The sequence below is a fragment of the Mycobacterium sp. MS1601 genome (assembly GCF_001984215.1).
Taxonomy (GTDB): domain Bacteria; phylum Actinomycetota; class Actinomycetes; order Mycobacteriales; family Mycobacteriaceae; genus Mycobacterium.
In genome coordinates this window covers 4,918,898-4,930,776 of the sequence record NZ_CP019420.1, presented here as the reverse complement: position 1 = coordinate 4,930,776, position 11,879 = coordinate 4,918,898, and the positions used below count along the sequence as shown (strand labels likewise).

Here is an 11,879-nt window from a genome sequence, read left to right as displayed (position 1 = left end):
GAATCAGTCACACCACGGAACGGGCCATATCCGGCCCTCTGGTCAGCTCAGTCCGGCGTGGATGGCCCGCAGGTCGTCGACGCCGACATCCTTCAGCGAACCGATGTGCCGTCGGCGCGGGCTCACGGGAACCTCGACGTCGTTGGGCACCACCAGTACGGGACAACCCGCGGTCTCGGCCGACAGCGTTCCGGTCACGGAGTCCTCGACTGCCAGGCACTGGCCGGGATCGAATCCGAGCAATTCGGCCGCCCGCATGTAGATATCAGGGGCAGGCTTGCCGTGTGGCACTTCGTCACCGCACACCGTGACCGTAAAGTACTGGCGGCCAATGCTGTTGAGCGCCTGCTCGGCCAGATCGCGGCGGGTGTTGGTCACCAGCGCCATCGGCACCCCGTCCGACAGCAGCGCTTCCAGCAGTTCGTGGGCGCCGTCCTGCCAGGGCAGTCCGGCGGCGAACAACTCGCCGGTCTTGACGTGCAGCCAGTCGATCGATTCGAGCATGGCCGCTCGATCGTGTTCCAGCCCGAGGTCGTCGTACACGATCCGCATCACACCCTCGGCGGACCCTCCGACGGTCGATTCACGAACCTCCGGTGTGAGGACTCCGCCCATCTTCTCGTACAGCGCGTGCATCGAGACGTCCCACAGCTTTTCGGAGTCGACCAGTGTGCCATCCATATCCCACAGCACCGCGCGCATGACGCCGATTGTCGCACCGGTGGCGGACCGCCCGGAAATCGGCTCGACCGCGCGGCGGCCGCCTCCGGACGTAGGTTTTCTTCATGCAAGCGCGCACAGTATGGTCTGCCGAGCTGCGTCGGATGAAGCCGTCCGAACGACAGAGCTTTCTTCTCGAACACTCGGGATTGCCTGGGCCACGCGCCAATACAGAACTGGCCTTGGCCTTCGCCGACGTTGCGGATCGAGCTGAAATCGATGAGATGCTCGGTACCGGGGACGAATACCTTGCTCTGTGTGCAGCAGTTGCACTCGGGCGCCGCGCCGCTGACAAAGTTGTGAACGTCACACTGCGAGAACTGGCGGCGGACTCGCGTTGGCGCGTGCGAGAAGGCGTCGCGATGGGTCTGCAGCTTCTCGGCGACACCGATCCCGATGAACTCGACCGCATCGTGCGTCAGTGGGCCCGCGATCCCGACCCACTGGTGGAACGAGCCGCCGCGGCGGCGATCTGCGAGCCCCGGCTGCTGCGTGCAACCAGCCGCGCCGCCACCGCCATCTGGGTTTGTCGCCACACCACAGCCGCGCTGGCACGACGTTCACCCGAGTCCAGGCGGGACCCTTCCGTACGCGCCCTGCGACAGACGCTCGGCTACTGCTGGAGCGTGGCCGTCGCCGCGAATCCAGAGCCCGGCCTGGCCGCGTTTCGCGCCCTGGACGACTCCGATCCCGACGTGGCGTGGATCATCGCCGAGAACCTGCGAAAGAAGCGGTTGACCCGCCTGTTGTGAGCGCCGCGACCGCTCAGTCCTCCGGGTTGTAGCCCAGGTTCGGAGCCAGCCAGCGCTCCGCCTCCTGCAACGTCCAGCCCTTGCGCTTTGCGTAGTCGGCCACCTGGTCCTGGGCCAGTCGGCCCACCACGAAGTACTGCGACTGCGGGTGCGAGAAGTACCAGCCGCTCACCGCGGCTCCTGGCCACATCGCCATCGACTCGGTGAGCTCGATGCCGGTGCGTGCGGTGACGTCCATCAACTCGAACAACGTCGTCTTCTCGGTGTGCTCCGGGCAGGACGGGTAACCGGGGGCAGGCCGGATGCCGACGTACTTCTCGGCGATCAGCGCGTCGTTGTCCAGGTGCTCGTCGGGCTGATAACCCCAGAACTCGGTGCGCACCCGCTGATGCATCCGTTCGGCGAACGCCTCGGCCAGCCGATCGGCCAGCGACTCCAGCAGGATGGCGCTGTAGTCGTCGTGATCGGCCTTGAACTCGGCGATCTTGTCCGCACTGCCCAGGCCCGCTGTCACCGCGAAGGCCCCCACGTAGTCGGCGATGCCGGTGTCCTTGGGGGCGATGAAATCACCCTGCGAGCGGTTCGGGATGCCATCGCGGTGTTCACCCTGCTGGCGCAGGTTGTACAAGGTGGTTCGCACCTCGGTCCGGGTGTCGTCGGTGTAGACCTCGATGTCGTCTCCCACGGCGTTCGCCGGGAAGAACCCGATGACCCCGCTGGCAGTCAGCCACTTCTCCTTGATCAGCGTGTCGAGCATCTCCTGGGCATCGTCGTACAACTTGCGGGCGGCCTCGCCCGAGGCCGGGTTGTTGAGGATGTCGGGGAAGCGGCCCTTCATCTCCCAGGCGTTGAAGAACGGTTGCCAGTCGATGTATTCGCGCAGTTCGGCGATGTCGTAGTCGAGAAACTCGCGCACCCCGACACCCTGGGCGGGCACGGGCGGCGTGTAGCCGTTCCACTCGATCGGCGTCCGGTTGGCGCGCGCCTTCTCCAGCGTCAGCATCGGCCGCTCGTTCTTCTGGGCGTGCCGTTCGCGCAGAGCGGCGTAGTCCTTCTCGGTGGCCTCCAAGAGCGCCGGCCGTTGCTTGTCGTCGAGCAGCGCCGCAGCCACCGGCACCGAGCGCGACGCGTCCTTGACCCACACCACCGGGCCGCTGCGGCGCGGGGACACCTTTACGGCCGTGTGGGCCCGCGAGGTGGTGGCGCCGCCGATCAGAAGCGGGATCTGCAGCCCCTCACGTTCCATCTCGACGGCGAAGTTGACCATCTCGTCCAGCGACGGGGTGATCAGGCCGGACAACCCGATGATGTCGGCGTTGTGTTCTTTCGCCGCCTCCAGGATCTTGCTCGCGGGCACCATCACACCGAGGTCGATCACCTCGTAGTTGTTGCACTGCAGGACAACTCCGACGATGTTCTTGCCGATGTCGTGGACGTCGCCCTTGACGGTGGCCATGACGATGGTGCCGTTGGTGTCCTTGCTCTTGGTGGCGGACTGCTCCTTTTCCGCTTCGATGAACGGCAGCAGGTAGGCCACGGCCTTTTTCATCACGCGAGCGGACTTCACCACCTGGGGCAGGAACATCTTGCCCGCGCCGAAGAGGTCGCCGACGACGTTCATACCGTCCATCAGCGGGCCTTCGATGACCTCGATGGGGCGCCCCCCTGCGTTGGCGATCTCGGCCCGCAGTTCCTCGGTGTCGGCGTCGACGTGGGCGTCGATGCCCTTGACCAGGGCGTGGGTGATCCGTTCCCGGACCGGCAGGCTGCGCCACTCGGCCGCTTTGGGGTCCTCGGATTTGTCCTTGCTGTTGAACCGCTCCGCGATCTCCAGCAACCGTTCCGCCGCGTCCTCGCGGCGGTTCAGGACGACATCTTCGATGCGGTCCCGCAGCTCGGGGTCGATGGAGTCGTACGGCACCAGCGCTCCGGCGTTGACAATGCCCATGTCCAGGCCCGCCTTGATGGCATGGAACAGGAACACCGCGTGGATGGCCTCGCGGACGGGGTTGTTGCCCCGGAACGAGAACGACACGTTCGAGATGCCGCCGGAGATGTGCACTCCGGGCAGGTTCTCCTTGATCCAGGCGCAGGCCTCGATGAAGTCGATGCCGTAGGTGGCGTGCTCCTCGATACCGGTGGCCAGCGCAAAGCAGTTCGGGTCGAAGATGATGTCCTCGGCCGGGAAGCCGACCTGTTCTGTGAGGATTCGATAGGCGCGCCCGCAGATCTCCTTGCGGCGCTCCAGGTTGTCGGCCTGGCCCCGCTCGTCGAAGGCCATCACGACGACGGCCGCGCCGTACTTGCGGCACAGCTGCGCCTCGCGGATGAACTTCTCCTCGCCCTCCTTCATGGAGATCGAGTTGACGATCGGCTTGCCCTGGACGTTCTTCAGGCCCGCTTCGATGACCTCCCACTTGGAGGAGTCGATCATCACCGGCACGCGGCTGATGTCCGGCTCGGCGGCGATCAGCTTGGTGAACCGGTCCATCGCGGCGACGCCGTCGATCATGCCTTCGTCCATGTTGATGTCGATGACCTGCGCGCCGACCTCGACCTGCTGCAGCGCCACCGACAGCGCGGTGTCGTAGTCCTGCGCCTTGATCAGGTTGCGGAACCGGGCGGAGCCGGTGATGTTGGTGCGTTCACCGATGTTCACGAACAGCGAGTCGTCGTTGATGTTGAGCGGCTCCAGACCGGAGAGCCGCGTGGCCACCTCGATCTGTGGCAGCTCGCGCGGCTTCTTGCCGTCGACCACCTTGGCGATCTCGGCGATGTGAGGTGGCGCCGTTCCGCAGCACCCTCCGACGAGGTTGACCAGCCCGGCTTCGGCGAACTCGGCGATGTAGCCGGCCTGCGCTTCCGGGGATTCGTCGTACTCGCCGAAGGCGTTCGGCAGGCCGGCGTTCGGGTAGCAGCTGACGAAGGTGTCGGCGATCCGCGCCACCTCGGCGATGTAGGGCCTCATCTCCGGGGCGCCCAGGGCGCAGTTGAGGCCGACGGCCAGCGGCTTGGCATGCCGGATGGCGTTCCAGAACGCCTCGGTGACCTGACCGGACAGCGTCCGCCCTGACGCGTCGGTGATGGTGCCCGAGATGATCACCGGCCAGCGACGTCCACGCTCCTCGAACAGCGTCTCGATGGCGAACACCGCGGCCTTGGCGTTCAGCGAATCGAAGATGGTCTCGACGATGATCAGGTCTGCCCCGCCGTCGACGAGGCCGTTGGCAGCTTCGAGGTAGGCGGCGACCAGCTGGTCATAGGAGACGTTGCGGGCTCCCGGATCATTGACGTCCGGCGAGATCGACGCGGTGCGCGTCGTCGGCCCGATGGCACCCGCGACGTAGCGGGGTTTCTCCGGGGTGCTGAACTGGTCGGCGGCCTTTCGTGCCAGGGCGGCGCCGGCGTAGTTCAGCTCGTAGGCCAGCTCGGCCATCTCGTAATCGGCAAGCGAGATGGCGTTGGCGTTGAAGGTGTTGGTCTCCAGGATGTCGGCACCCGCTTCGAGGTACTCGCGGTGGATCCCTTCGATGATCTGCGGCTGTGTCAGGGTGAGCAGGTCGTTGTTGCCCTGGAGCGCGGTGGGCCACTCGGTGAACCGATCACCGCGGTAGCCCTCCTCGTCGGGACGATCACGCTGGATCGCGGTGCCCATCGCGCCGTCGATCACCATGATCCGTTGTCCGAGGGCCGCCGTCAGTTCGTCGGTGCAGTCGGGGCGGATGTTGGGCGCAAAAGTGCCCGGGTGAACGGCAGTCACGTGCACTCCTTCCTTGGCGGAAGGCGTCCTTGACTCTGCCGAGCGTGGCGGATACCGGGGAGAACCCAGCCCCCGGAAGCCGTTGCAACGCCTCTCGACGGTGAAAAGTCTACGTCGTCATCCGATCGACGTCTGGACGCCATCTGCGGACGTCGCTTCACCGGGGTTTAACCAGATTGCCGCTTACCGTATTTCGCCCCCGAGCGGTGCTGCGTCGCCATGCCTAGTGGCACTGCAGCGCGGCGCAGGCCTTACGCTGGATGGGTGGCACCCCCGGATCCGCGCAGCATCGATCTGCCCAAGCTGCACAACACCATCGTTGTCGCGGCGTTCGAGGGCTGGAATGACGCCGGCGACGCCGCCAGCGATGCGCTGGAGCACCTGGACGCCATCTGGGAAGCGGAGACCATTGTCGAGATCGACGACGAGTCGTACTACGACTACCAGGTGAATCGGCCGGTCATCCGGCAGATCGACGGTGTCACCCGGGAACTGGCATGGCCGTCCATGCGCATTTCACACTGCCGCCCTCCTGGCAGCGACCGCGACATCGTGCTGATGCACGGGGTCGAGCCCAACATGCGGTGGCGGACGTTCTGCGCCGAACTGCTGGCCATCGCCGACAAGCTCAACGTCGACACCGTTGTCATCCTGGGCGCGTTGCTGGCCGACACCCCCCACACCCGTCCGGTCCCGGTGTCCGGCGCTGCCTACTCCCCCGAGTCAGCGAAGTTCTTCGGCCTCGAGGAGACCCGGTACGAGGGGCCGACCGGGATCGCCGGTGTCTTCCAGGACGCCTGCGTGACGGCGGGTATCCCGGCGGTGACATTCTGGGCCGCGGTGCCGCATTACGTGTCGCAGCCCCCAACCCCAAGGCCACCGTGGCGTTGCTGCGCCGCGTCGAGGACGTCCTCGACATCGAGGTGCCGCTGGCGGATCTGCCGACGCAGGCCGAGGAGTGGGAAGAGGCGGTCACCGAGATGACCGCCGAGGACGAGGAAATCGCCGAGTACGTCGCCTCGCTCGAGCAGCGCGGTGACGCCGAAGTGGACATGAACGAAGTCATCGGCAAGATCGACGGCGACGCGCTGGCAGCGGAGTTCGAGCGGTACCTGCGCCGACGCGGACCGGGATTTCGGGGCTAGGTTCGCCGGCGCCCCGCCGGTTCATGTCACCTTCTCTGGTTTGGGCGCCTGCCAGGTGCCGTTCAGCGCATCGGGCTTGGGCCAGTACAGCCGCAGGGCGAGCCGGAACGGACCCTCCGGAGCGGGCAACCAGTTGGATTCCTGTGCCGCCCCAGGCGAATCGTGCTGCACGAACAGGGTGTAACCCCCGTCAGGGCCGGCGACAAGGCTGGGCAGCATCTCCGAGTTGATCAGGTAGCGGTTGATCGGGTTGTCCACCAGCAGGCTTTGCGGCAGCTCGTACATGGTCAGTGACCAGAACGCGTTGACCGGCGGCAGCTGGCCGGCCGCGAAGCGGTAGGTGTAGCGGTTGGCTCCGGTCAACGGAGCACCGGTGGCGTCGACATCGGTGACCGGGTAGATCGCCTCGTCCTTGGAGTTGCCGTAGATGCCCAGGACGTCGCCGGCCATCCGGTACAGGTAGTTGTCCCCGATCTCTTCGGGGCTGCCGAACAAGTCCGCGGAGCTGACCTTGCCGGTACCGAGTTGCTCCTTCTGGAAGGTCTGCAGCTCGGTCCAGGCGTCGGCCATGCCGCCCTCGATTTCCGCGCGCAGTTCCGGGGTCAGCGCGTCGGCCTGGTAGTCACCGTCGGGTCCGATGCCGAGGGTGGCGAACCGGGTAAGGAGATCCTGCTCACCGTCTCGACCCGGAGCGAAGCGCATCGCGAAGTTCATGATCTCGAAGAATTGCGGTGAGGTCTTCTGCTGCTCGGGGCTCAGCGGTGGCACGAAGTCGATGGGCGGTGCCGGGGCGGGAGCCGGCTGATCCAGGTAGGCCGACAGTGGTTCGGCGGTGTAGCCGGCCTGGATCTTTTCCACTTCGGCCAGATCAGAGGGTCCGAACAGCTGGGTGCGGTAGATGACGGAGGTGAGGTCGGTGTCGGAGCGGATCACCTCGTTGATGCCTTCGGGGGTGTCGCCCTGCCAGTTCGGCCCTGTCAGAAGGTATTTGCCACCGCCGTTGCCGGTGGTGCGGCTGCCGACGTAGGCGATGTTGGAGGTGTAGCCATCGATGAACTGCAGCGAGTAGTAGCGGTCCTGGGCAACCGGGGGCACCGTCAGCACCAGGGGTTCGGTGCGCAGATCCGCGCCGAGCATGGAGTACGGGGTGTCGGAGTTGGGCGTCTGGACCGCCTTGTCCTCCGGGGTGAACAGCCGCGCCGTGCTGTGGACCTGATTCCACCCGCCCCTGTAGTCGGGGTCCTGCTCGTCGACGAAATAGGAGTACATCACGCGGTAGTTGTCGACGATCGGAAAGCCATAGATGTAGGCCTCTTTGGCGATGGCGCGGGCGTCCGCCGGCACCGGGGACGCGACCGGGCCCGGCGGCTCGGGGCTGGAGCTGGACTCGGTGGTGACGCTGTTGTCGGTTGCGCACCCGACGAGCAGGACCAGCAGCGCGAGGAGGGCCAGCGGCTTGTGCATGACTTCACCCTAGGAGGGCGAGCACGCGTTCTTGCCCGCCGTCACCGGCGTGTCGCCGTGCAGAAACCCGCTCGGCCGGTCAGAGCCTGACGCCCAGCAGGGCGTCGACGGCGGCGGCGACAAGCGCCGGGGCGTCCGAGTCGTGTCCGCCGTAGGACAGCGCATCGGTGGCCCAGCCATCAAGGGCGGCAAGTGCTTTCGGAGTGTCAAGATCGTCGGCAAGGTAACGGCGCACCCGGGCCAGCAGATCGGTGGCGGCCGGGCCCGCCGCCAGAGCAGTGGCCTCACGCCAGCGAGCCAGTCGAGCCTGAGCCTCGCCGAGCACCTCGGGGCTCCAGAAGCGGTCCTCGCGGTAGTGGCCGGCGAAGAGCCCCAACCGGATGGCGCCAGAATCCACGCCCTCGGCGCGCAGCTGCGACACCAGCACCAGGTTGCCGCGGCTCTTGGACATCTTGTGGCCGTCCCAGCCGATCATCCCGGCGTGCACGTAGTGGCGGGCGAACCGGCGCTCGCCGGTGACCGACTCGGCATGCGCGGCCGAGAACTCATGGTGCGGGAACACCAGATCACTACCACCACCCTGGACGTCCAACCCGGTTCCTATGCGGCTCAACGCAATTGCGGCACACTCGATGTGCCAGCCGGGCCTGCCCGGTCCGAACGGCGACGGCCAGGCCGGCTCACCGTCACGCTCGGCCCGCCACATCAGCGCATCCAGTGGGTCGGCTTTTCCGGGGCGGTCGGGGTCACCGCCCCGCTCGGTGAACAGCCTCAGCATGGTGTCGCGGTCATAGCCGGACTCGTAGCCGAACTGGGCGGTGGCGTCGGCCCGGAAGTACACGTCCGGGTATCGCGCGTCGTCCACCACGTACGCCGCGCCCGAAGCCAGCATCTTCTCCACCAGTTCCACCACCTCGGCGATGGCCTCGGTGGCACCGATGTAGTCACGTGGCGGCAGCACCCGCAGGGCGGTCATGTCGTCGCGGAACAGCTGGGTTTCACGGTCCCCCAGTTCACGCCAGCCGATGCCGTCGCGATTCGCGCGTTCGAACAGGGGGTCGTCGATATCGGTGATGTTCTGCACGTAGTGCACGCCGTGGCCGCCGTCGAGCCACAGCCGATGCACCAGATCGAAGGTGAGATAGGTGGCGGCGTGACCGAGGTGGGTGGCGTCATAGGGGGTGATGCCGCACACGTACATGGTCGCGGTATCACCGACGGACACCGGGCGGACCTGCTGGTCGGCGGTATCGAACAGCCGTAACGCAGGCCCCTGCCCCGGTAGTTGGGGAACGTCGACGGCCGACCACGATCGCATGGGATTCGACTCTATTCGGTCTTCAGCCGGCCAACCGCATGGCACCCAGCAGGATGTCGGCGAATTCGGGTCGACAGAACAACAGATCGGGCAGATACGGGTCTTCGCGGTTGTACAACATGGGCGATCCGTCGATGCGGGAGGCGTGCATCCCGGCCGCCAGCACCACCCCGGCGGGAGCAGCGGAATCCCATTCCCACTGGCCGCCGGCGTGGATGTATGCATCAACGTCACCGCGCACCACCGCCATTGCCTTGGCGCCGGCCGAGCCGATGGGCACCATCTCGAACTCCACCCGCTCGGCTATCCGGTACAGCACCCGGGGCGGCCGGTTTGCGCTGGCGGTGATCCGGATGGGACCGGTGTGCTTGCGCTCGCCTCCGGTGACCGTGTCACTGCGGTACACCTCGCCGCGCGCGGGCAGCGCAACGGCGGCATCGGTGATCTGGCCGTCGGGACCTCCGGTGCGTTGCCACAGCGCCACGTGCACGGCCCAGTCGGCGCGCCCCGGAAGCGAGTATTCGCGGGTGCCGTCGACCGGGTCGATGATCCACACCCGCTCGGCGGCCAACCGCCGAGAGATGTTGTCGTGAGCTTCCTCACTGAGCACCGCGTCATCGGGGCGCTCGGCGCGCAGCCTGCGCAGCAGCAGCTCGTTGGCGCGGCTGTCACCCTCGTCGCCCAACGACCACGGCGAGTCGAATCCCACCTCGTCGCGAAGCGCCAGCAGGAGTTTTCCCGCATCCTGGGCCAAGTCGGCCGCCAGCGCAGCATCGCTCGAAGGGGTCACCTGCCCAGTATCCCCGGTGCAGCTGCCACGATTGACGTCGTGGGTGCGCTGCGGTGGGTCGTCTGGACGTCGGTGGTTGTGTGCGCGACGGTGGTTTCTGGGTGTGCCGCGCAGTCCGAACCACGGTCTCTGGTGGGTACCAGCTGGCAGCTGGTACAGATCGAATCGATGAATGACGCCCAGGGCGTCACCCCGGTGCCCGGCCCCGGGGTGTTCACCGTGTCCTTCGGCGAGGACGGGCAGGCGTCGTTCGGCCTGGACTGCAACACCGGCACCGGGACGTACGAAGCCGCACCCACCGGCGACGGGGAGACCGGGTCGCTGACGTTCGGACCCATCGCTGCCACGCTGATGGGATGCCCGGGCCCGTCACTGGATCAAGAGGTGAGCGCGGCGCTGCCGAGTGTGCGGGGCTACATCTTCAGGGACGACCGGTTGCACATGTCGCTGATGTTCGACGGCGGCATCCTGAGCTGGGATCCGATGTAGTCAGAAGGCAGGCCAGGGAATCGGGCGCCGCCGGTCCGGGGTGGGCATCACCGGATTCTCCAGCATCTCGGCGGCCCGCACCCCCAGGGCCACGACTTCTGTCTCGGTGATGTGCTGGGCCAGCTGGTCACCGAAGTCCCCGTCGACGGCCTGCACCAACCGGGCCACGGCTTCGAGGATCTCGTCGTCGACCGGTTTACCCGCCCAGCCCCACAAGACGGTGCGTAGCTTGTCCTCGGTGTGCAGACACAGGCCGTGGTCCACGCCGTACACGCAGCCGTCGACGCCGTGCAGAATGTGGCCGCCCTTGCGGTCGGCATTGTTGACCAGGACGTCGAACACCGCGACCAGGCGCAGGCGAAGATCGTCCGCGTGGATCAACAGCACGTCATCGCCGGCGTAATCCTGGGCCCGCAGCACCGGCAGGTAGCCGGCGGGCAGGTGCTCGACGGGACACAGATCCACCAGATCCGGCGTTCTGGCCTGGTCCTCGTCGTGATCCTCCGGTTGATCCACCCACAGCTGACACATCCCCGGGCCTGCGGGCCCGTCACGAATAATGGTGTGCGGCACGATGTTCCAGCCCAGCTGATGTGACACCAGGAAGGTGGCCAGCTCCCGCCCCGCCAGGGTGCCATCGGGGAAATCCCACAGCGGCTGCTCGCCGGCCACGGGTTTGTAGACGCAGTGTGTTGTGGCGCCGTCGAATTCGGCTTCACACAGGAAGGTGGCGTTGCTGGCCGAGCGAATTCGCCCGAGGATCGTCAGCTCACCGCGAGAGAGAACGTCAGGCCGCTGGGTCATCGTCTGACCCGAACAGCTCGGCGCGCTTGTACCCGTTGGTGCGGACGCAGATGTGCCCTTCGGGGTCCAGCGGTTCCTCACACAGCGGACAGGGTGGGCGGCCGGCCGAGATCACCCGGTTGGACCGGTTGGCGAACTGACGGGCCGACTCCGGTGTGAGGAACACCCGCACCGCGTCCGGGCCTTCTTCGGCGTCGTCGAGCACCACCGAGGCGTCGAATTCGGTGTCGGTGACCGCCAGCAGTTCCACCACCACGGTCTGGGCATCGGAGTCCCAGCCCAGACCCATGGTGCCGACGCGGAATTCGGCGTCGACGGGGGTGACGAGCGGGCTGAGGTCCTCGACGGTTGCGGTCTCCGGGGGCAGCGGTGTGCCGAACCGGCGGTTGACCTCGACCAGCAGGGCGTCGATACGTTCGGCGAGCACAGCCACCTGCTGCTTTTCCAGCACCACCGACACCACTCGGGCATCGTGCACCGCCTGCAGGTAGAACGTCCGGTTTCCGGGCTGCCCAACAGTCCCGGCGACAAAGCGGTCGGGTGTTCGGAAGACGTGAATTGCGCGCGGCATGACTCCTCCAAAATACCGGGTGAACGTCGTCGGCAGTAATCGGGAGCCGTCAGGCCACCGATCCGG

9 protein-coding genes and 1 pseudogene are annotated in these 11,879 nt (G+C 66.6%); 3 read left to right on the top strand and 7 right to left on the bottom strand.

Annotated features, from left to right (window positions below; all coding sequences use genetic code 11):
• Positions 1-42: 42 nt before the first annotated feature.
• Entirely contained in the window at positions 43-702 is a 660-nt protein-coding gene (locus BVC93_RS23765) for an HAD family hydrolase (protein WP_083739597.1), read from the bottom strand.
• Positions 703-785: 83 nt separating this feature from the next.
• On the opposite strand from BVC93_RS23765, the gene BVC93_RS23760 reads away from it, so the two are divergent.
• Positions 786-1,472: a HEAT repeat domain-containing protein gene (locus tag BVC93_RS23760; RefSeq protein WP_083739596.1), complete on the top strand. Its 687-nt coding sequence runs from the start codon at positions 786-788 to the stop codon at positions 1,470-1,472.
• A gap of 13 nt (positions 1,473-1,485) precedes the next feature.
• Here the strand turns inward: BVC93_RS23760 and metH are convergent, their stop codons facing one another.
• Positions 1,486-5,238 carry a methionine synthase gene (gene metH / locus BVC93_RS23755; RefSeq protein ID WP_083739595.1) on the bottom strand — a complete coding sequence of 1,251 codons (3,753 nt, stop codon included), beginning with the start codon at positions 5,236-5,238 and terminating at the stop codon, positions 1,486-1,488.
• Between the two features lie 213 nt (positions 5,239-5,451).
• On the opposite strand from metH, the pseudogene BVC93_RS23750 reads away from it, so the two are divergent.
• A pseudogene (locus BVC93_RS23750) lies at positions 5,452-6,377 on the top strand (PAC2 family protein).
• 21 nt (positions 6,378-6,398) lie between these two features.
• Here BVC93_RS23750 and BVC93_RS23745 read toward each other — a convergent pair.
• The 3 genes from BVC93_RS23745 to BVC93_RS23735 all read right to left on the bottom strand — a co-directional run bounded on the left by BVC93_RS23745 (position 6,399) and on the right by BVC93_RS23735 (position 9,949).
• Positions 6,399-7,841 carry a DUF1254 domain-containing protein gene (locus BVC93_RS23745; RefSeq protein ID WP_083739594.1) on the bottom strand — a complete coding sequence of 481 codons (1,443 nt, stop codon included), beginning with the start codon at positions 7,839-7,841 and terminating at the stop codon, positions 6,399-6,401.
• Positions 7,842-7,920: 79 nt separating this feature from the next.
• A complete protein-coding gene (mshC, locus tag BVC93_RS23740) occupies positions 7,921-9,159 on the bottom strand; it encodes a cysteine--1-D-myo-inosityl 2-amino-2-deoxy-alpha-D-glucopyranoside ligase (RefSeq protein ID WP_083739593.1) in 1,239 nt (412 codons plus the stop codon).
• A 22-nt stretch (positions 9,160-9,181) separates the two neighbouring features.
• Positions 9,182-9,949 (bottom strand): 3'(2'),5'-bisphosphate nucleotidase CysQ, encoded by a 768-nt coding sequence (locus BVC93_RS23735; RefSeq protein ID WP_083739592.1) that lies wholly within the window; start codon positions 9,947-9,949, stop codon positions 9,182-9,184.
• A 39-nt stretch (positions 9,950-9,988) separates the two neighbouring features.
• Here BVC93_RS23735 and BVC93_RS23730 point away from each other — a divergent pair, with 39 nt between their 5' ends.
• A complete protein-coding gene (locus BVC93_RS23730; protein ID WP_157517050.1) occupies positions 9,989-10,438 on the top strand; it encodes an META domain-containing protein in 450 nt (149 codons plus the stop codon).
• On the opposite strand, the gene BVC93_RS23725 is transcribed toward BVC93_RS23730, so the two are convergent.
• Together BVC93_RS23725 and BVC93_RS23720 are read right to left on the bottom strand one after the other, a co-directional pair.
• Positions 10,439-11,242: an SCO1664 family protein gene (locus BVC93_RS23725; RefSeq protein ID WP_083739591.1), complete on the bottom strand. Its 804-nt coding sequence runs from the start codon at positions 11,240-11,242 to the stop codon at positions 10,439-10,441.
• Complete coding sequence (locus BVC93_RS23720) at positions 11,226-11,813, bottom strand: DUF3090 domain-containing protein (RefSeq protein WP_083739590.1); 588 nt, start codon at positions 11,811-11,813, stop codon at positions 11,226-11,228. The genes BVC93_RS23725 and BVC93_RS23720 overlap by 17 nt, the downstream gene beginning before the upstream one ends.
• Between the last annotated feature and the right edge of the window lie 66 nt (positions 11,814-11,879).